At 74.5% G+C, this 19923-nt stretch carries 19 protein-coding genes; 7 read left to right on the top strand and 12 right to left on the bottom strand.

What is annotated here, in order from left to right:
• The gene (locus OG767_RS24660) at window positions 1–2118 is read right to left on the bottom strand and encodes a HelD family protein (protein ID WP_405094300.1); all 2118 of its coding nucleotides are present in this window, start codon (window positions 2116–2118) and stop codon (window positions 1–3) included.
• A 115-nt stretch (window positions 2119–2233) separates the two neighbouring features.
• The gene (locus tag OG767_RS24655) at window positions 2234–3160 is read right to left on the bottom strand and encodes an alpha/beta fold hydrolase (RefSeq protein WP_405090709.1); all 927 of its coding nucleotides are present in this window, start codon (window positions 3158–3160) and stop codon (window positions 2234–2236) included.
• Window positions 3161–3312: 152 nt separating this feature from the next.
• On the opposite strand from OG767_RS24655, the gene OG767_RS24650 reads away from it, so the two are divergent.
• A complete protein-coding gene (locus OG767_RS24650; protein ID WP_107155826.1) occupies window positions 3313–3948 on the top strand; it encodes a carbonic anhydrase in 636 nt (211 codons plus the stop codon).
• Window positions 3949–3987: 39 nt separating this feature from the next.
• Here OG767_RS24650 and OG767_RS24645 read toward each other — a convergent pair whose 3' ends face one another.
• Window positions 3988–4317 (bottom strand): hypothetical protein, encoded by a 330-nt coding sequence (locus OG767_RS24645; RefSeq protein ID WP_281936990.1) that lies wholly within the window; start codon window positions 4315–4317, stop codon window positions 3988–3990.
• A 328-nt stretch (window positions 4318–4645) separates the two neighbouring features.
• On the opposite strand from OG767_RS24645, the gene OG767_RS24640 reads away from it, so the two are divergent.
• Together OG767_RS24640 and OG767_RS24635 are read left to right on the top strand one after the other, a co-directional pair.
• On the top strand, window positions 4646–5137 hold the full coding sequence (locus OG767_RS24640; RefSeq protein ID WP_107155828.1) for a DUF3145 domain-containing protein: 492 nt from the start codon (window positions 4646–4648) through the stop codon (window positions 5135–5137).
• A gap of 33 nt (window positions 5138–5170) precedes the next feature.
• On the top strand, window positions 5171–6901 hold the full coding sequence (locus OG767_RS24635; protein WP_405090708.1) for a glycoside hydrolase family 3 protein: 1731 nt from the start codon (window positions 5171–5173) through the stop codon (window positions 6899–6901).
• Window positions 6902–6990: 89 nt separating this feature from the next.
• On the opposite strand, the gene fabF is transcribed toward OG767_RS24635, so the two are convergent.
• The 5 genes from fabF to OG767_RS24610 all read right to left on the bottom strand — a co-directional run bounded on the left by fabF (window position 6991) and on the right by OG767_RS24610 (window position 12046).
• Window positions 6991–8217 (bottom strand): beta-ketoacyl-ACP synthase II, encoded by a 1227-nt coding sequence (gene fabF, locus OG767_RS24630; RefSeq protein WP_405090707.1) that lies wholly within the window; start codon window positions 8215–8217, stop codon window positions 6991–6993.
• A gap of 2 nt (window positions 8218–8219) precedes the next feature.
• On the bottom strand, window positions 8220–8459 hold the full coding sequence (locus OG767_RS24625) for an acyl carrier protein (protein ID WP_013735281.1): 240 nt from the start codon (window positions 8457–8459) through the stop codon (window positions 8220–8222).
• Between the two features lie 86 nt (window positions 8460–8545).
• A complete protein-coding gene (locus tag OG767_RS24620) occupies window positions 8546–9490 on the bottom strand; it encodes a beta-ketoacyl-ACP synthase III (protein WP_405090706.1) in 945 nt (314 codons plus the stop codon).
• Window positions 9491–10663: an acyltransferase domain-containing protein gene (locus OG767_RS24615; protein WP_405090705.1), complete on the bottom strand. Its 1173-nt coding sequence runs from the start codon at window positions 10661–10663 to the stop codon at window positions 9491–9493. It lies immediately after the preceding gene.
• Between the two features lie 78 nt (window positions 10664–10741).
• Window positions 10742–12046, bottom strand: a complete 1305-nt coding sequence (locus tag OG767_RS24610) for a PucR family transcriptional regulator (protein ID WP_405090704.1) — start codon at window positions 12044–12046, stop codon at window positions 10742–10744.
• Between the two features lie 140 nt (window positions 12047–12186).
• On the opposite strand from OG767_RS24610, the gene OG767_RS24605 reads away from it, so the two are divergent.
• Together OG767_RS24605 and OG767_RS24600 are read left to right on the top strand one after the other, a co-directional pair.
• Entirely contained in the window at window positions 12187–12498 is a 312-nt protein-coding gene (locus OG767_RS24605) for a hypothetical protein (RefSeq protein WP_405090703.1), read from the top strand.
• Window positions 12499–12543: 45 nt separating this feature from the next.
• Entirely contained in the window at window positions 12544–13461 is a 918-nt protein-coding gene (locus OG767_RS24600; protein ID WP_405090702.1) for an NADP-dependent oxidoreductase, read from the top strand.
• A 7-nt stretch (window positions 13462–13468) separates the two neighbouring features.
• On the opposite strand, the gene OG767_RS24595 is transcribed toward OG767_RS24600, so the two are convergent.
• The gene (locus OG767_RS24595) at window positions 13469–14128 is read right to left on the bottom strand and encodes a hypothetical protein (protein ID WP_405090701.1); all 660 of its coding nucleotides are present in this window, start codon (window positions 14126–14128) and stop codon (window positions 13469–13471) included.
• A 190-nt stretch (window positions 14129–14318) separates the two neighbouring features.
• On the opposite strand from OG767_RS24595, the gene OG767_RS24590 reads away from it, so the two are divergent.
• Window positions 14319–14921 (top strand): copper resistance CopC family protein, encoded by a 603-nt coding sequence (locus OG767_RS24590; RefSeq protein WP_405090700.1) that lies wholly within the window; start codon window positions 14319–14321, stop codon window positions 14919–14921.
• A gap of 204 nt (window positions 14922–15125) precedes the next feature.
• Here OG767_RS24590 and gltX read toward each other — a convergent pair whose 3' ends face one another.
• From gltX to OG767_RS24575, 3 genes are read right to left on the bottom strand one after another with little or no spacing between them, the layout of a single operon-like run.
• The gene (gltX, locus tag OG767_RS24585) at window positions 15126–16535 is read right to left on the bottom strand and encodes a glutamate--tRNA ligase (protein ID WP_405090699.1); all 1410 of its coding nucleotides are present in this window, start codon (window positions 16533–16535) and stop codon (window positions 15126–15128) included.
• Between the two features lie 49 nt (window positions 16536–16584).
• Window positions 16585–17862 carry an MFS transporter gene (locus OG767_RS24580; RefSeq protein WP_405090698.1) on the bottom strand — a complete coding sequence of 426 codons (1278 nt, stop codon included), beginning with the start codon at window positions 17860–17862 and terminating at the stop codon, window positions 16585–16587.
• Window positions 17859–19172, bottom strand: a complete 1314-nt coding sequence (locus OG767_RS24575) for a GH1 family beta-glucosidase (protein ID WP_405094298.1) — start codon at window positions 19170–19172, stop codon at window positions 17859–17861. The genes OG767_RS24580 and OG767_RS24575 overlap by 4 nt, the downstream gene beginning before the upstream one ends.
• 202 nt (window positions 19173–19374) lie before the next feature.
• On the opposite strand from OG767_RS24575, the gene OG767_RS24570 reads away from it, so the two are divergent.
• Window positions 19375–19821, top strand: coding sequence for an SRPBCC family protein (locus OG767_RS24570; RefSeq protein WP_405090697.1), 447 nt, complete (start codon window positions 19375–19377; stop codon window positions 19819–19821).
• Window positions 19822–19923 lie beyond the last annotated feature (102 nt).

The following is a 19923-nucleotide window of genomic DNA, read 5'->3' as shown; positions in this document are numbered from 1 at the left end:
TCAGCCCACCGGATCGAGCGTGGTCAGGCGCTGGGTGGCCCGGGACAGCGCGACGTAGAGCGTGCGGACACCCGAGCCCGGGTCGGCCCGGATCTCGCTCGGCGCGACCAGCACCACCCCGTCGTACTCCATGCCCTTGGCCTGGAGGCTGGTGACCACCTGGAGCCGGCCCGCGTCGAGGTCGCCCAGCCAACCGGCCACCTCGTCCCGGCGCGGCACCGGCGTGATCACGCCGACCGTGCCCTCCACCTCGGCCAGCAGCGCCCGGACCGCCTCGACCGTGGCCGCCGGCAGCTCGGCCGCGGCCACCGTCCGCTCCATGGGCGGCACGCCGGTGGAGCGCACCGCGACGGGCAGCGCCAGATCCGGATACCGCCGGCGGATCTCCGCCGCCGCCACCGCGAAGATCTCCGCCGAGTTGCGGTAGTTGGTGGTCAGCTCGAAGCGACGCCGGGGCCGCCGCCCCAGCGCCTGGTCACGCGCCCGGTCCAGCTCCTGCGGATCGCCGGTCCAGGCGGTCTGCGCCGGATCGCCGACCACGGTCCAGGACGCCAGCCGGCCGCGCCGACCGACCATCCGCCACTGCATCGGCGAGACGTCCTGCGACTCGTCCACCACCACGTGGGCGAAGTCGCGGTAGTCCACCGGGCGCTCCCGGGCGGCGGCCCGGGCCGCGCGCTGCCGATCGGCGTACGTGCTCAGCTCGCGCACGCCGCCGGCCAACTGGTAGGGGTCCCGCTTCGGCTTCGCCCGCCGCACCGGCTTGCCGAGCAGCGCGTCCAGCTCGTCCAGCAGCGCGATGTCGGCGACGGTCAACCCGTCGGTGTCCAGCGTCCGGTACGCGTCGGTGAGCAGCCGGATCTCGGCCGCGGAGAGGACCCCGCCGGCGTACCGGCGCAGCCGCTCGGGCCGGGCCAGCCAGCCCAGCACGTGACGCGGGTGCAGCCGGGGCCACCAGGCCTTGAGGAACTCGCGGAACTCCGGCCGCTCGATGATCTCGTCCTCGAACGCGGGCTGCTCCGGCAGCCGGCCCACCCGCAGCGTCCGGGCCTGCGCGTAGAGCGCGGCGAGCACGGCGTCGAACGCGGCCCGACGCACCTCGTTGCGACGCGCGCCCCGGGTCAGCGTGCGGTCCCGCACCGCGTCCAGCGCCGACCGGTCCAGCCGCAGCAGCTCACCGCGGTAGAGCAGGCGCAGCTCGGCCGGGGAGTCCGGCACCGCGTCCCGCGCGGCGCGCTCCAGCACCCGGCGCATCCGCAGCGAACCCTTCACGGCCGCCACCTCCGGCGGGTCGGTCCGGGTCGCCGACAGGCCCGGGAACAGCGAACCGAGCGAGTGCAGCGTGGCGGTCTCCTCGCCGAGCGAGGGCAGCACTGAGGCGATGTACTCGACGAACACGCCGGACGGGCCGACCACCAGGATGCCGCCGCCGGCGTACCGGGCCCGGTCGGAATAGAGCAGGTACGCGGCCCGGTGCAGCGCCACCGCCGTCTTGCCGGTGCCCGGGCCGCCGGAGACGATCGTGACGCCGCTGCCGGGGGACCGGATCGCCTCGTCCTGCTCCCGCTGGATGGTGGCGACGATGTCCCGCATCCCGCGACCGGTGGCCCGGGACAACGTGGCCAGCAGCGCGCCGTCGCCGACCACCGCCATGTCCGCCGGCGCGGCCTCCGGGTCCAGCAGGTCGTCCTCGATCCGGGTGACCCGCTCGGCGGCGGACTGGATCGTGCGCCGGCGCACCACGCCGCGCGGCTCGGCGGGCGTGGCCTGGTAGAACGCGGCGGCGGCGGGCGCCCGCCAGTCCACCACCAGCGTCTCCGCGTCGTCGGCGCGCACCCCGAGCCGGCCCACGTGCAGCACCTGCCCGGTGCGCAGGTCCAGCCGCCCGAAGACCAGCCCCTCGTGCTCGGCGTCCAGCACGTGCCGGCGCTGCGCGGCGTGGAAGACCATCGCGTCCCGCTCGACCAGCGCGCCGAACGTGCCGACCCGGGCCAGCCGGTAGCCCTCCCGCTCGGCGTCGGCCGCCGACCGGCGCAGTTCGGCCAGCCGGGCGTACACCCGGTCGAGATGCCGCTGCTCGGCGGCGATCTCCCGGTCCAGCGTGGTCTGGTCGGTCAACGCGGTGCTCCTGTGGTCGGACGGCACGACGGGCTGAATGAGGGTACGGGCCGCCGGCAAGCCGCACGTCGGGGCCTGCCTGCGCGCCGGCCCGGACCGGCGTCGGGACCGTCCGTCAGGCCGGGGCCGGGCCCGGGACCGCGATGCCGGCCAGCACCCGGCGCAGCACCCCGGCCACGGCGGCGTTCACCACGTCGGGCCGTTCCATCATCAGCATGTGACCCGCGCCGGGGCAGACGGTCAGCTCCGTGGTGGGCAGCGCCGCCGCGATCGACTCGGCGCAGGGCGGCGGCGTGAGCCGGTCCCGGTCACCGACCAGCGCGGCGGCCGGCAACCCGCCCAACGCGGCCAACGTCTCCAGCCGGTGCTGGGCGCCGATCGAGGCGCGGAACCCACCGATCGAGCGCAGCGTGGCGCGCGCCACCGCGGAGGTGACCAGCCGGATGTCCGCCGGGTCGCAGCGGTCGCCGAACAACATCCAGCGGATGCTCGGCCGCAGCGCGCGCAGCAACGCGTACGGCGGACGCCAGCCGCCGCAGCGGGCCAGCACCCCGGCGCCGGTGGTCTCGGCCAGCCGGATCAGCCGGGCGATCCGGGGCGAGAGCCCGTAGACGGTGTGCGTGTGCCCCTCGGCGGTGGTCGAGACGAAGACCAGGCCGGCGGTGCGCTCGGCGAACCGGTCGGGGTGGCGGTGCGCGTACTCCATCACCGTCATGCCGCCCATCGAGTGCCCGACCAGCACCACCGGACCGGACGCGGCGAACTCGTCGACCACCGCGGCCAGGTCGTCCCCGAGCTGGGCCAGCGTCGCGTCGCGCAGCGTCAGGCAGCTCGACCGGCCGTGACCGCGCGCGTCGTAGGCGACCACCCGGACCCGCTCGCCGAAGCGGTCCCGCAGGTCGGCGAGCTGCCGGTGCCAGCTCCGCCCGTCCAGCGTCCAGCCGTGCAGCATGACCACGGTGACGTCGGCGTCGACCGGCCCCGTCACCGTGACGTGCAGGCGTACGTCGTCGGAAAGCCGCAGCTCCTGGTGCTCCGACATGGTCCACCTCCCCGGGCCGCCCGGTGTCCGGCCACCGGGGCGTTACCCGGTGGTGACACCGGCGTTACCCGTCATGACACCACGGCAACCGGGCCGGTGAGAAGATTCGCCGTCCGCTCCCGTGCGGTCCGATCGGTGACCAGGCTGGAGGCATGCCGTCCCCGCCCGCCGCCCGGAGCCCCCGGGCCGCCCTGGCCGAGCTGCTCACCGGCAACCGCCGCTTCGTCAGCGGCCAACCGCTGCACGGGCACGACGTGACCGCCGCCGCGGCGGTGGCCTCCGGCGACCAGCAGCCCTACGCGGTGGTGCTGGGCTGCATCGACTCCCGGGTGCCGCTGGAGGCGATCTTCGACCAGACGTTCGGCTCGATCTGCGTGATCCGCACCGGCGCGCACGTGCTCGACCGCGCGGTCTGCGGCTCGATCGAGTACGTGGTGGGCCAGCTCGGCGTACGCCTGGTGATGGTGCTCGGCCACGAGCGCTGCGGCGCGGTGGGCTCGACCGTCGACGCGGTGCGCACCGGGCGGCGGCCCGGCGGCGCGCTGGGGTACGTGGTGGACCGGATCACCCCGGCGGTGCGGGAGGTCGGCGTGGCGGACCCGGCCGTCCACCCGCTGGCGATCCGCCGGCACGTGCGGCGCACGGTGGCCGCGCTGCGCGCCGACGACCTGCTCGCCGACCGGGTCGCCACCGGCGAACTGGCCGTGGTGGGCGCGCTCTACGACCTGGCCACCGGTGAGGTCACGTTGCTGCCGGCGGAGGAGACACGGAACCGCCCGCCGGGGTGATCCCCGACGGGCGGTCGCGGTGGTGCGGGTGGGGGCGGCTCAGCCCTCGAAGACACCGGCCTCGACGAGACGCTTCTCGGTCGCGTCCCAGCCGTGGTCCGGGTAGGACGCGGCCAGGCCGTTGATCTCGGCGCGGATCTTGGCGGCGTGGCCGGCGGCGGCCAGCGTCCGGATCTCCTCGACGAAGGCGTCGGAGTCGGTGCGCAGGTGCGCGGTCTTGCCGTTGGTCAGGTTGCGCACGTAGGCGTGCTTGCCGCCGTTGAGCGGGATCAGGTACTTGAACTCGCCCAGCACGCTGAGGGCGCCACCCTGGCCAGCCTGGCCGGCCCGGACTGACGCGCGCGCGGTCTTAGAGGTGTTGCTCGCCACGGAGGTACTCCTTGCAGACGTACGGTGGGGACGGGAACCGTCCGGGGGCTGTGCGAGTGACGCCCGGGTTTGAGCGCCGACCCGCGAAGACGTGCGGCGGCACAGAACCGCCCAGAGAACTGTACACGAACGCGACGCCTGGCTGGTGGTCGCGCCGTCACCGGGACACAACCGGGTCGCCCACCCGGGTATTTCCGGCCGGCCGACCGCGGCGAATTTTCCGATTCGCTGGCGCACCACCTGTCACAGCGGTCATCATGTGTGCCAGGGGCCACTCGGGTGACGAGGTCGTAGGGGAAGACGCACCTCGGCTCACCGGGAGGTCACCGTGCCAACGCGTGGCGTCGTATACGTCCACTCGACCCCGCTCGCCGTGTGCTCGCACGTCGAGTGGGCGATCGCGCGCGTCCTCGCCGCGCCGGTCAACCTGCACTGGACGGGGCAGCCCGTCGACCCCGGCGCGCGGCGCGCCGAGTGCGGCTGGACCGGCAGCCCGGGGACGGGCGCCGAGCTGGCCGCTGCCCTCCGGCAGTGGCCCATGATCCGTTTCGAGGTGACCGAGGAGCCCAGTCCCGGCGCCGACGGCGAGCGCTTCATGTACGTCCCCGGGCGGGGCCTGTTCCGGGCCACCGTCGGCGCGGCCGGCGACATCCAGCTCGGCGAGGACCGGCTGCGTACCCTGATGGCCGCCGCCCGCGCCCCGGAGGCGCTCGCACACGCCCTCGACAAGGCGCTCGGCACCGCCTGGGACGCCGAGCTGGAGCCCTACCGGTACGCCGGCGACGGCGCGCCGGTGACGCTGCTCACCCGGGTGGGGTGACGCCGGGCGAGTTGCCCCGATACGGTGGGGCCCGTGTCGATTTCCTCGCGGCGTTCCGCCGTCGCGCTCGCCGCACTGACCGCGCTGGTCCTCACCGGCTGCTCGGACGGGCCGGACCGGCCCCGGCCGACGCCGTCGACAGCGACGCCGTCGGCGGGCGCGAGCGCGTCGGGGTCCACCGACCCGGCCGCCGCCGATCCCGCCGCCCGGGCCGCCGCGCTCGTCGCCACGCTCTCCGACGAGGACCTGGTCGGCCAGGTGCTGATGCCGTACGCGTACGGCAGCTCGGCCACCCAGGTCTCCGCCGGCTCGGCCGCCGGCAACCGGGCGCTGGCCGGTGTCGACACGCCCGCCGAGATGGTGGCGAAGTACCGCCTCGGCGGCGTGATCCTGGTCGGCTTCAGCGCCGACGACCCGACCTCGGGCAACCAGGAGACCACGAACGTCGACAACCCGAAGCAGGTCCGCGCGCTGACCGACGGGTTGCGCGCCGCCGCCGGCAAGCTGCCCGCCGGCGCCGCGCCGTTCCTGGTCGGCACCGACCAGGAGTACGGCGTGGTCACCCGGATCACCGACGGGGTGACCCAACTGCCCAGCCCGCTCGCCGCCGGCGCGGCCGGCAACCCGGCGCTGACCGAGGCCGCCTGGCGGGCCGCCGGCGCGGAACTGGCCGCGATGGGGATCAACCTGGACTTCGCCCCGGTCGCCGACGTGCTGGCCACCCGCAGCACGGTGATCGGCTCCCGGTCCTTCGGCGCCACCCCGGCCACCGCGTCGCCCCAGGTGGCCGGCGCGGTCCGCGGTCTCCAGGCCGAGGGCGTCGGCGCGGCGGTCAAGCACTTCCCCGGGCACGGCCTGAGCGCCGCCGACTCGCACACCGAACTGCCGGTGGTCGGGCAGTCCCGGGCCGTGCTGGACCGCACCGCGTTCCCGCCGTTCCGCGCCGGGATCGACGCCGGCGCCATGGCGGTGATGTCCGCCCACCTGAACGTCACGGCGGTCGACCCGGGCACCCCGGCCACGTTCTCCCGCAAGCTGCTCACCGACGTGCTCCGCGGCCAGCTCGGCTTCCAGGGGGTGGTGATCACCGACGGGATGAACATGGCGCCGGCGAAGAAGTGGTCGCCCGGCGAGGCGGCGGTCCGCGCGCTCAACGCCGGCAACGACCTGATCCTGATGACGCCGAACGTCGGCCAGGCGTACGACGGGCTGCGCGCCGCGCTGACGGACGGCTCGCTGCCCCGCACCCGCCTGGTCGAGGCGGTCACCCGGGTGCTCACCATGAAGTTCCGGCTGGCCGGGCACCCGCAGCCGGCGCTGTCGACGCTGGACGGCCCCGAGCACCGCAAGGCCGCCGCCGACCTGGCCGCCGCCGCGGTGACCGTGCTGCGCGGCACGTGCGGCGGTGCGGTGACCGGACCGGTCCGGGTCACCTCCTCCGGCGGGCGGGACCGCACCCGGGCCCTGCTGACCGAGGCGCTCACCGCCGCCGGTGTCAAGGTGGTGTCCTCCGGCGGCACCGTCGTGCACCTCGTCGGGTACGGCGACGGCACGAAGGACCTGAACGCCGACGCGGCGGTGACGGTGGCGATGGACACGCCGTACGTGCTGGCCGGGGCGAAGTCGCCGACGGTGCTGGCGACCTACTCGTCCACCCGGGCCTCGATGACCGCGTTGGCCGCGGTGCTCGCCGGCAAGGCCCGCCCCACCGGCCGCGCCCCCGTCCCGGTCCCCGGCCTGCCCCCCACCACCTGCAAGGTGTAAGGACGGGCCCCCTGTTAACGCCTCCGGTAGAGAAGGGGCCCCCTCTCACACTCACGTGTTGAGAAGGGGCCCTTCCTTGCAGACCTGGCTCAGGGGCGGGTGAAGACCAGCGCCACGTTGTGCCCGCCGAAGCCGAACGCGTTGTTCAGCGCGGCCGGGATCTCCAGGTGCCGGGCCTTGTGCGCGGCCACCTCCAGGCTGAGGCCGTCGTCCGGGTCGTCCAGGTTGACCGTGGGCGGCACGACCCCGTCCCGGATGGCCAGGATGGTGGCGATCGACTCCAACGCGCCGGCCGCGCCGAGCAGGTGCCCGGTCATCGACTTGGTGGCGGTGAGCAGCGGGTGGTCACCGATCGCCTCGCGCAGCGCGCCGATCTCCAGCATGTCGCCGACCGGCGTGGAGGTGGCGTGCGCGTTGACGTGCACGATGTCCCGTCCGGCCATGTCCGCGTCGGCGAGCGCCCGGGTGATGGCCCGGATCGCGCCCTCGCCCTCTGGGTGCGGCTGCACCATGTCGTACGCGTCGGAGGTGACCCCGGCGCCGGCCAGGCGCGCGTAGACGCGGGCGCCGCGGGCGGCGGCGTGGTCGGCGCGCTCCAGCACCAGCACGCCCGCGCCCTCGCCGAGCACGAAGCCGTCCCGGGCCTTGTCCCACGGTCGGGACGCCTTCTCCGGCTCGTCGTTGCGGGTCGACATGGCCCGCATCGAGGCGAAGCCGGCGATCGGCAGCGGGTGGATGACCGCCTCGGTGCCGCCGACCACCACCACGTCGGCGCGGCCGGCGCGGATGATGTCCAGCCCCAGCGAGATCGCCTCCGCGCCGGTCGCGCAGGCGCTGGCCACCGAGTGCACCCCGGCCTTGGCGCCCAGTTCCAACCCGACCCAGGCGGCCGGGCCGTTCGGCATCAGCATCGGCACCGTGTGCGGGGAGACCCGTCGCGGTCCGGACGCCTCCAGGATGTCGTCCTGGGCGAGCAGGGTGGTGGCGCCGCCGATGCCCGAGCCGACGCTGACGGCCAGCCGTTCCGGGTCCGGCCCGGCGTCGGCCAGCCCGGCGTCCGCCCAGGCCTCCCGCGCGGCGATGAGGGCGATCGCCTGGGAGCGGTCCAGCCGGCGCAGCTTCACGCGGTCCAGCACCTCGGCCGGGTCCACCGCCAGTTGGGCGGCGATCCGGACGGGCAGTTGCCCGGCCCACTCCTGGGTGAGCGCACTCACCCCGGAGCGGCCGGTCAGCATGGCGTCCCAGGTCGACGCGACGTCCCCGCCGAGCGGGGTCGTCGCGCCGAGCCCGGTGACGACGACGTCGGGGCGACTCATGATCAGGACTGCGCCTCGATGTAGCTGACCGCGTCCCCGACGGTCTTCAGGTTCTGCACCTCGTTGTCCGGGATCTTGACGCCGAACTTCTCCTCGGCCGCCACCACGACCTCCACCATGGAGAGCGAGTCGACGTCGAGGTCGTCGGTGAAGGACTTCCCCTCGGCCACGTCGTCCGGGCTCACCCCGGCAACCTCTTCGAGGATCTCGGCGAGGCCGGCGGTGATCTCGTCACGGGTCATTGCGGTTGGTTCCTCTCATCGGGGTTTCTCGGCGGCCGGCGACGCCGGTCACCGCACCTGGAGCGCGTTCGCGCCCGAGGGGGTCATCAGGGGCAGCGCACGACCTGACCGGCGTAGGTCAGGCCGCCGCCGAAGCCGAACAGCAGCACCGGGGCGCCCGCGGGTACCTCGCGTCGCTCGACCATCTTCGACAGGGCCAGCGGGATGCTCGCCGCCGACGTGTTGCCGGACTCGACGATGTCCTTGGCGATGATCGCGTCCGGGATGTTCAGCCGCTTGGCGATGCCGTCGATGATCCGCGCGTTGGCCTGGTGCGGCACGAACGCGGCCAGCTCCGACGGGGCCACCCCGGCCCGCTCGCAGGCCTGGAGCGCCAGCGGGGCCAGCGCGGTGGTGGCCCAGCGGAACACCGACTGCCCCTCCTGCGCGATGTACGGACGCCAGCCCTCGATCCGCACCGCGTCGCTCTTCTCCGGCGCGGAGCCCCACACCACCGGCCCGATCCCGGTCGGCTCGTCGTCGGCGGTCGCGGTGACCACCGCCGCGCCGGCGCCGTCGCCGAAGATGATGCAGGTCGACCGGTCGGTCCAGTCGGTCACGTCGGAGAGCTTCTCCGCGCCGATCACCAGCGCGTTGCGCGCCGCGCCGGCCCGGATCGCGTGATCCACCGTGCCCAACGCGTACGCGAAACCGGAGCAGGCGGTGTTGAGGTCGTACGCCGCCGGCGCGTTGATGCCCAGCTTCGCCGCGACCCGGCAGGCCACGTTCGGGCTGCGGTCCACCGACGTGCAGGTCGCCACCACGACGAGGTCGATGTCGGCGGCGGTGAGGCCGGAGCTGGCCAGCGCCTTGCCGGCGGCGGCGGTGGCCATGTCGGCCACGGTCTCCTCGCCGGCGATCCGCCGGGTGGCGATGCCGACCCGGTCCCGGATCCACTCGTCGTTGGTGTCGACGAACTGTGCGAGCTCGTCGTTGGTGACCACGCGGGAGGGCTGGTAGTGCCCCATCGCGGCGATCCGGCTGCCGGCCATTTAGTGCGATCCTCCGATGCGGACGAGGGGCTGGCCCGGGGCGACCGGGTCGTCGTGGTGCGCGAGCCACTCGGTGAGCAGCCCGCTGTCGTGCGCGGTCACCTCGACCCGCCCCTGCCGGGCGGCGACGTGGCCGACGACCTGGCCGGCGTGCACACCGGCGCCCTCGGTCAGCTCGGTCACCGGCGTGAAGACGCCGGCGGCGGGGGAGACCACCACCCGGAAACCGGACGCCGACGGGCGGGCGACGCCGCCACCGCCGTGCCGGGCGATCAGGCTCCGCGCGGCGGGCAGGTCGTCGGGCGTGTTCAGGGTGACGATCTCCGGTGCCCCGTCCCCCTTGAGCTCCCGCTTGACCAGACCGGCCAGCGTGCCGGCCGGCGGCAGCTCGACCACGCCGGTGACGCCGAGGTCGACCAGGGTGCGCATGCACAGGTCCCAGCGGACCGGGGCGGTCACCTGCCGGACCAGCCGCTGCACCGCCTCCCGGCCGTACCCGACCGGGGCGCCGTCGAGGTTGGACAGCAGGACGCGGGCCGGATCGGCGACGGTGACCCCGCCGGCCACGCCGGCCAGCGCGGTCTCGGCCGGGGCCATGTACGGGGTGTGGAACGCGCCGGCCACCTTGAGCCGGATGACCCGCGCCCGGGTCGGCGGTTCGACGGCGAGCTTCTCCAGCCCGGCGATCGCGCCGGCGGCGACGATCTGGCCGGCGCCGTTGCGGTTGGCCGGGTGCAGGCCGTGCGTCTCCAGCGCGGCGAGCACCTCGTCCGGGTCGCCGCCGAGCACGGCGGCCATCCCGGTGGGCTCCAGCGCGCAGGCGGCGGCCATCTCCCGGCCGCGTACGCCGGCGAGCGTCACGGCCGCCTCGGCGGGCAGCACCCCGGCCAGTGCGGCGGCGCCCAGCTCACCGACGCTGTGCCCGGCGACCACCCGGACGTCGTGCATCGGCAGGTGCTCGGCGGCGAGCAGCGCGGCGGCGACCAGCAGCGGCTGGGTGCGGGCGGTGTCCTTGATCTCGTCCGCGTCCGCCTCGGTGCCGAGGTGGATCAGGTCGACCCCGGCCAGCGCCGACCACCAGCGCAGGCGCGCCTCGGCGCCGGCGAGGTCGAGCCATGGGTTCAGGAAACCGGGCTTCTGTGAACCCTGTCCGGGGGAGAGTACGGCGAGCACGTGTACGACTCTGACGGATACTCGCGGGTCGCGCTGTAACGCACGGCACCAAACCGCACTAGAAGCTTTAGAGGAAACCTACAAAGATCGGCGCCGGTCGTCGCCGCTCTGGGCCACTTTCCGACCGGCTGGGCTCGCTGTCTGGTTCGGGACCGGCGTGACGGCCGGGACCACCGGGTCGAGCCGACCGACGGTCAACGCGACCTGGAGCGCGAAGGCGTCCCGCGGGGCGAGCGGCGAGAAGCCGGTCACCTCGGCGATCCGCTTCAGCCGGTAACGCACCGTGTTCGGGTGCACGAACAGTGCCCGCGCCGCGCTCTCCAGCGTGCCGCCGGCGGCGAAGAACGCGTCGAGCGTCTCCAGCAGTTCGCCGCCGCCGGCGCGGGCCAGCGCCGCGTACACGTCGTGGCGCAGCCGGCGGCGCGCCTCGGTGTCGCCGGCCAGCGCCCGCTCGGGCAGCAGTTCGGCGGCGGCGACCGGGCAGGGCGCGGTCGGCCAGGCCGGCGCGGCGCGGAACCCGGCGAGCGCCGCCCGCGCGGACTCGGTCGCCTCGTCGAGGCTGGGCACCGCCGGACCGACCACCACCGGCCCGTCGCCGAACGCGGTACGCAGCTTCCCGGCGGCCGCCAGCGGATCGGCCGCCCCGCCCAGCACGATCACCAGGCGGTCGCCGTGCACGCCGCCGATCACCTCGACACCGATCCGGCGGGCCTGCCGGTAGACGGTGTGCAGGACGGCCGACACCTCACCGCCGGGGGAGCGGCCCACCGCCACCGCCACCGGCGGCGCGTCGGACCAGCCCAGCGCGGCGGCGCGGCTGGCCAGCACGTCCGGCGAGTCGCCGCGCAGCAGCGCGTCCACCAGCAACGCCTGCAACCGGGCGTCCCAGGAGCCGCGGGTCTCGGCGGCCCGGGCGTACACCCGGGCGGCGGCGAACGCGATCTCCCGGGAGAACCGCAGCACCGCCTCCCGCAGCGACTGTTCCTCGCCCGGCACGGCCAGCTCGGACACCTGCTCCTCGACGACCTCGATGGTCACCTTGATCAGCGCCACGGTCTGCTGGAGGCTGATCGAGCGGGCGAGCGCCACCGGCGCGGCGGCGAAGACCTCGTCCGACACCTCCTGGGTACGGTCGGTCGCGCCGCCGCCCTGGCGCAGCCACTGCACCAGGGACCGCACGCCGGCCTGGGCCACCAGCATCACCCAGGAACGCTGGTCGGCGGGCAGCTCGCGGAACCACAGCAGACTCTCGTCCATCCGGGCCACGCTGGCGGTGGCCAGGCTTCCCGCGGCCCGCTCGATGCGGCGCAGCGTGGCCGACGTCTCGGTACCGCCCGGTTCACTCACCGCACCAGCCTGACACGGCCTGACCAGCGGATCCACTTCGAGTCCGCGGCGGCGCCGCCGACGGGTGATCTCCACCGGTACGCGCTGACGATCTCGTCGGGCCGGGCCAGTACGGTGTCAGAGCGCGTCGGGGCGTTCCGTCCGACGGGCGAGGGCGAAGGGTGAGGGGGACCGGGATGGCGCACGGGGAGGCCGAACACGGCTGCGCCCAGCACGAGCACTGCCGGCCGGGCCACGACCAGCCGCGCCGGGCGGGGCTGGCCCATCCGGGTGAGCCGGCCGCCGGGCGGTCGTCGGAGCGCGCCGACGACGAGCCGGCGGCGCCGCGTCAGCGGGTCGTCGAGCCGGCCGGTCCCACGGCCGACCCGGCGCCGATCCAGGGCTGCCGCAGCGACCAGGCCGGCTGGGCGGGTGGCCACCGGCACGGCGCGGTGCGCCCCGGCAACCGCACGAGCCGCCGGGAACGGCCGCCGCGCCGCTGGTGCTGACCACGCGGGGTCCGTCCGGCGGTTAGCGTGGGTGGGGTGAAGGCGATGGCGATCGACGAGTACGGCCCGGCCGACCTGCTCACCGCTCGTGAGCTGCCCACCCCGCCGGTCGGTCCGGACACGGTCCTGGTGCGGGTGCGGGCCGCCGGGGTCAACCCGGTCGACTGGAAGGTCCGGGCGGGGCACCTGGCCGGCGCGTTCCCGACCCACTTCCCGCTGGTGCCGGGGTGGGACGCCGCCGGCGTGGTGGAGGCGGTCGGTCCGGCGGTGTCCGGGTTCACCGTCGGTGACGAGGTGATCGGCTACGTCCGCCGCGACGACGTGCAGCACGGCACGTACGCGGAACTGGTCCCGGCCCCGGAGCGGTGCCTGGCCGACAAGCCGGTGCGGGCGTCCTGGCCGGAGGCGGCCGGTCTGCCGCTGGCCGGGCTCACCGCCTACCAGGCGTTGCAGCTCGCCCGGACCGGGGCCGGTGACACCGTGCTGGTGCACGGCGCGGCCGGCGGGGTGGGACACCTCGCGGTGCAGGTGGCCCGCGCGCTCGGCGCCGACCGGGTGATCGGCACGGCGAGCGAGGCGAACCACGACTTCGTCCGGTCGCTGGGCGCGGAGCCGGTCAGCTACGGCGACGGCCTGCCGGACCGGGTCCGCGCGGTCGCGCCGGACGGCGTCGACGTGGTGCTGGACCTGTTCGGGGGCGACGCGCTGGACGCCTCCGCCGAGCTGATCGGCCGGCCGGGGCGGCTGGTCTCCACCGCCGACCCGGAGCACGTGACAGGCCTCGGCGGCGCGTACGTCTTCGTCAAGCCGTCCTCGGCCGACCTGGGGGTGCTCGCCGGGCTGGTCGACGCCGGCCGGCTCACCGTGCACGTGGCCCGGACGTTCCCGCTCACCGAGGCCGCCGAGGCGCAGCGGTTGGTGGAGGCGGGGCACGTCCGGGGCAAGGTCGTGCTGACCATCTGAGCCGGGCTCAGCGGGTGCGGCGGCGCACCAGGAGCGCGATGCCGGCCAGCCCGACGGTGATGACCAGCACCACGCCGATGTTGAGCAGCAGCAGCCGCTGCAACTCGCCGAGCGCGGTGTCGAGGCCCTCCGCCGGGTCGAGCGCCTCCTCCGGCAGGACGCGCTCGCCGCCGCCGATGCCGCCGGAGAGCGTGTCGAACCGGGGCGCCAGCGGCACCCCGACGGCGCGCAGCGTCTCGGACATGTTGAGGCGGCCGAAGAACCAGCCGGCCCGGGGGTGGCTCAGGTCGGGCTGCTTGGCCGGCCGGTAGACCCGGGGGCCGCCCTTGGCCAGCGGGAAGAGGTCGTAGGTGTGCTGCGGGCTGCCGGCGGCGAGCACCACCACCGTGTACTTCGGACCGAGGTCCTTGGCCGCCGGGCCGCGGAGCTGACCGGTCGTCCCCAGCCACTTGACCTGGTCGACGATCATGGTGACCTCGGCGGGTCTGGTGTCGGCCCGCAACTGCAACGGCTGGTCGAGCTGGTCGCCGGTGATGTCCACCCCGGCGGGGGCGAGCTTCGGCTTCGGCGCGGCCTGGGCCGCCGTCGTGCCGGTGAGGGCCAGTGTGCACGCCAGCACCGCCGCCCCGGCCACGACGGTCAGCAGCCGCCTCACCTTCCGGACCATCGCCGCCTCCTCGCCCCGTTCGATGGCTGGCCTCCGCTGCCGGTCACACTGGACCCGCCCACCCCAAAGACTCCGCAGAACGTCGCGTGGTTGCAGTAGGTGGAAGAGTATTTGGAACTATCTGCGAGCTGAGACCGACCAATGAACGGTCGAAGATCAGCGGCCGGATCTTACCTGGACGGAGGGGCTCATGGGGGGCAGGGTTGCCCGTACGACACGTACCTGGCTGGCGGTGCTCGGGCTGGCGGCGGGGGTGTCGCTGCTGTTGCCGGCCGCGCCGGCCGCCGCGCACAACTCGTTGACCGGCAGCGACCCGGCCAACGGGGCCCGGGTGGCCGCCGCGCCGAAGCGGATCGAGCTGCGGTTCCTGGCCACGCCGAAGGAGGCCGGCACCACGGTCACCGTCACCGGGCCGGACAACGTGGCCGCCGCGGGTGGACCGCCGACCTTCTCCGGGAAGCGGGTGAGCGTGCCGTTCAAGCCCGCCGCGGCCGGGCTCTACATCGTGGCCTACCAGCTCGCGTCCGACGACGGGCATCCGATCAAGGGCGAGATCCGGTTCACGCTGACCACCGGCACCCCGGCCGAGACGCCGTCGACGCCCACCAGCACCGCACCGACCACGGCGACGCCGCCCACGAGCGCCGCGCCGTCGCCGGCGAGCCCGACGCCCGCGGTCGCCGCCGCGGACGACGACGGGGGTACGGGTTGGCTCTGGGCGGCCGGCGCGGTCGTGCTGCTGGCCGCGTTGGGCGGTGGCCTGCTGCTGCGTCGCCGTGCTGCCCGCGGCTGACCGGGCCGGGCACTCGACGGCAGGCCGGATCCGCGGCGGGCGTCCGCTCGCCCGGTCACCGTGCGTGACGGGACGGGAGAGACCTCTACCGCGTCTCGTCATGCCTCCTGGTCATAAATATGACCAGGAGGCATGACGCCCGATAGGGCAACGTTTCCGGCGCGCGACACGCCCGGACGACACGCCGGGGCGTCACCCGCGGGCTCAGACCAGGCGTACCCGGGCGGCGCGCAGCCGGGTCAGCGTACGGTCGCGGCCGAGCACCTCGAGCGACTCGAACAGCGGCAGCCCGACGGTGCGGCCGGTGACCGCCACCCGGACCGGCGCCTGCGCCTTGCCCAGCTTCAGCCCGCGCTCCGCGCCGACCGCCTCGAGCGTGGCCTTCAGCGACTCGGCGTCCCAGGTCTCCAGCGTCTCGAACGCGGTGATCGCGGCGTCCAGCAGCTCGGCGGCGCCCTCCTTCATCGCCTTCGCCCAGGCCGCCTCGTCGATCAGCGGGTCGGCCAGGAAGAGGAAGTCGACGTTCGGCACGATCTCGCTGAGCACCGCGATCCGGGTCTGCGCCAGCGGGGCCACCGCGGCGAACGCGGCCGGGTCGAACTCGGCCGGCTGCCACGGCGGCGGGGCGATCGTGTCGGTGCCGGTGAGCCACGGCTGGCACGCGTCGACGAACTCCTCCACCGGCAGGGCCCGGATGTACTCCCCGTTGAAGGCGCGCAGCTTCTTCTCGTCGAAGAAGGCGGGGGAGGGGTTGACCTCGTCGAGCCGGAACTCGTCCTCGATCACCGACCAGGGCACGATCTCCCGGTCACCCGACGGCGCCCAGCCGAGCAGCATCAGGTAGTTACGCATCGCGTCGGCGAGGTAGCCCTCGTCCCGGTACGCCTCCAGGGCGACCTTGTCCCGCCGCTTGGACAGCTTCTGCCGCTTCTCGTTGACCACCACCGGCACGTGCGCCCAGACCGGCGGCTTGACGCCGAGCGCGTCCCAGAGCAGCTGCTGCTTCGGGGTGTTCGGCAGGTGCTCCTCGGCCCGGATCACGTGGGTGATCCCCATGGTCATGTCGTCGACCACGTTGGCCAGCAGGAAGACCGGCGAGCCGTCGCCCCGGGCGATGACGAAGTCCTCGATCAGCTTGTTCTCGAACGTCGGCTCGCCCCGGATCAGGTCGACCACCACGGTCTCGCCCTCGTCCGGGGTGCGGAAGCGCAGCGCCCGGCCCTCGCCGGCGGACAGGCCCCGGTCGCGGCAGAAGCCGTCGTAGCCCCGGTGCTGCGAGCCGGTACGCGCCTGCACGTCGTCGCGGGTGCAGTCGCAGTAGTACGCCCGGCCGGCCTCGTGCAGCCGCTGCGCGGCGGCGCGGTGCTCGCCCGCGTACGAGGACTGGAAGTAGGGGCCCTCGTAGCTGCCGCGGGTGATGCCGATCCAGTCGAGCGCGGAGAGGATGCCCTCGGTCCACTCGGGCCGGTTGCGGGCCGCGTCGGTGTCCTCGACGCGGAGCACGAACACCCCGCCCTGCTGCTTGGCGAAGATCCAGTTCTGCAACGCCGAGCGGGCGCCGCCGACGTGGAACATTCCGGTCGGGGAGGGGGCGAAGCGTACACGTACCGTCACGTCCCCCAGCCTACGGCGGGCCGCGACCGCTTTCCGGCAGGGGGCCCGGTCAGGGCACCGCCCTGATCTTCACGACGAGCGCGCTGCCGAGCAGCGTGACGGCCGCGGTCACCGCGTAGAGCGCCGGGTAACCGCCCAGGTGCACCACGATCGGGGCGGAGAGCGCCGGCCCCAGCACCTGCGGCGCGGAGTTGGCGATGTTGATCACCCCGAGGTCCTTGGCCCGGTCGGTGGCGGCCGGCAGCACCTGGGTGATCAACGCGGCGTCCACCGCCAGGTAGACGCCGTAACCGGCGCCGAGCAGCAGCGCGGCGACGATCGCCATCGACCAGACCGGCGCCACCGCGAGCAGCGTCGCCGCCACCGCCATGATCAGCCCGGACACGATCACGAAGACCTTGCGCCGGCCGGAGCGGTCGGAGAGCCGCCCGGCCACCACGGCGGTGAGCATCATGCCCACCGTGTAGAGCAGGATCAGCACCAGCAGCGAGCCCTCGGGGTCGGCCACCCGCACCCCGTCGGTGAGGAAATAGAGCAGATAGAGCGTGCCGAGCGCGTTGCCCAACTGCACCAGGAACCGGGTGAACCAGGCCCAGGCGAAGTCGGGGTGGCGACGCGGGCTGATCCACATCGAGGCGAGCAGGGCGCGCGCCCGCAACGGCGACCGGTGCTCCCGGGGCAGCGGGTCGTCCTGGGTGAGCAGCGCGAACGGCAGCGACAGCAGCAGCACGGCGAGCGCGATCGCGGCGTACCCGGCGGCGTTGCCGGTGACCACGGCGGTGACCAGCACCGCGCCGAGCACCAGGCCCAGCGCCTGCGGGATGCCCACCCAGCCGGAGACGCCGCCGCGCTGCGCCACCGGCACCCGGTCCGGGATCGCGGCGGTGAGGCTGGCCAGCATGGCGTTGAAACAGACCTGCGCGGCCACCCAGGCCACCGCCACGCCGGCGATGCTGTCCTGCCGGGCCAGCAGCACCAGCGCGAACGCGCCGACCACCGCGCCGGTCGCGGTCCAGACGTGCCGGCGGCCGAAGTGCCGGTTCGCCAGCCGCAGCGAGGTCCGGTCGGACAGCGCCCCGGCCAGCGGGTTCGCCAGCACCGCGGCGAGCGCGCCGAGACCGGTGACCACCGCCAGCATGGCCTCCTTGTCGCCCGGCGCGATGCGTTCCACCTGCTGCGGCAGCAGCACCTGGATGGGCGTGAAGAACGCCATCCAGACGCCCAGGTTGGCGGCGAAGATCAGCGCGATCCAGCTCCGCCGGACCGGCACGGTCGGCTCGGCGAGCGCCGCCGGCAGCGAGGCCGGCGTCGGGTTCACGGTGGTCATCGCCGGACCAGGTCCCGGAACCAGGCGTACGACGACTTCGGGGTACGCCGCTGCGTGGGGTAGTCGACGTGCACCAGCCCGAACCGCTTGGTGAACCCCTCGGCCCACTCCCAGTTGTCCAGCAGCGACCAGACGAAGTACCCGGTCACCGGCACCCCCGCGGTGATCGCCTCGTGCACCGCGCGTACGTGCCCGTCCAGGTACGCGATCCGTTCCGGGTCGTCCACCCGGCCCTGCGCGTCCGGCACGTCGTCGTACGCGCAGCCGCTCTCGGTGACCTGGATCGGTGGCAGCGCGTCGCCGTACCGGTCGTGGAGCTGGAGCAGCAGCTCGCGAAGCCCGTCCGGGGCCACCGGCCAGTCGAACGCGGTGCGCGGGTACCCGTCCAGCGGCACCATCTCGAACGGCAGCGGCGAGCCCTCCTCGGGGGCCCGGATGCCGGTCGGGTTGTAGTAGTTCACGCCGAGCACGTCGATCGGGGCGGCCAGCACGTCCAGGTCGCCGTCGTGGATCACGGCCGGGTCGAGGCCGGGCGCGTCGGGGTAGCCGCGGCCGAGCAGCGGGTCGGTGAAGAGTCGGTTGTGCAGCGCGTCGTACGCCTGCGCGGCGGCCCGGTCGGCGTCGGTGTCCCCGACCTGCCGCACCGGCGAGTAGTTGTTGGCGATCGCCACCGGGCTCGCGGTGCGGGCGCGCAGCGCGGCGACCGCGAGGCCGTGTCCGAGGAGCTGGTGGTGGGCCACCGGGAAGGCGTCGAAGAGCAGCATCCGGCCGGGCGCGTGGGTGCCGATGCCGTGCCCGAGGCTCATGTGGATGAACGGCTCGTTGAGCGTGATCCAGAGTTTCACCCGGTCGCCGAGGCGGGCCGCGGTCAGGTCGGCGTACTCGGCGAAGCGGGCGGCGGTGTCCCGGTTCAGCCAGCCGCCGGCGTCCTCCAGCGCCTGCGGCAGGTCCCAGTGGAAGAGCGTGGCGACCGGGTCGACGCCGGCGGCGAGCAGGCCGTCCACCAGCCGGTCGTAGAAGTCCAGCCCGGCCGCGTGCGCCGGGCCGGCGCCGGTGGGCTGGACGCGGGGCCAGGCGACCGAGAACCGGTACGCGGACACGCCCAGCCCGGCCAGCAGCGCGGTGTCCTCGGCGTGCCGGTGGTAGTGGTCGCACGCCTCGTCGCCGGTGCTGCCGTCGACGATCCGGCCCGGCTCCCTGGCGAACGTGTCCCAGATGGACGGTCCCCGGCCGTCGACCGTGGTCGCGCCCTCGATCTGGTACGCGGAGGTGGACACCCCCCAGCGGAAGCCGGCGGGGAAGTCGGGCATCGGCACGGTCGTCAATTCGCCCTCCCAATACGTGAAGCGTGTTCGCGACTCTAGGGCTCGGGCGAACGCCACGCCATAGGCCGGGACGGCGGGTGACACCAGGGCGTTTCGGCGTGTCTTAGCCAATCCCGTCCACTTAAGTCCGATTTACACATAGAGTGCCGAATATCGCGGATGTAGTTTTAGTGGGGGAAAGACGCTCATGATCCTCGTGGAACGCAGCGCACACGTGGCGGCGCCGGTGGAAATGGTCTGGGACGTCGTGCAGCGCGCCGAGCAACTGCCGGCCTGGCTGGCGGGGGTCCGTGCGGCCGAGGTCCTCTCCGGGGAGGGGTTCGGTCGGCGGCAGCTCGTCCAGGCCGGTCGCGGCGCCGCGCACGAGGCCGAAGTGATCGCCTATCAGGAGCCGACGCTGATCGGCTGGCGCGAACGGGCCAAGGGCGCCGGCGCCCGGGCCGAGGCGCGTACCGAGATCTACGTCCAGCTCACCGCGGACGAGGACGCCGGCGGCACCGTGGTCCGGCTGATCGTCGTCCGGTGGCCCGCCGGGCCGGTCAAGGCCGCACTGCTGCGGCTCGGCCTGCGCCGGGTGGGCGCCGACCTGGAGGACTCGCTGGCCCGGCTGACCGACCTGGCCGCCGTCGGCTGACCGGGTCGCAGTCCCGGCGTCGCCCGCAACGACGATGGTCCGGCATCCCAACCAGGGACGCCGGACCATCGTCGTGCTCGCACGCCGCCGGTGGTGAGAAGG

Origin of the sequence: Micromonospora sp. NBC_01392 (assembly GCF_045040125.1) — a bacterium.
GTDB lineage: Bacteria > Actinomycetota > Actinomycetes > Mycobacteriales > Micromonosporaceae > Micromonospora.
The sequence above is the reverse complement of the archived record's forward strand: the minus strand, read 5'-3'. Positions and strand labels throughout refer to the sequence as shown.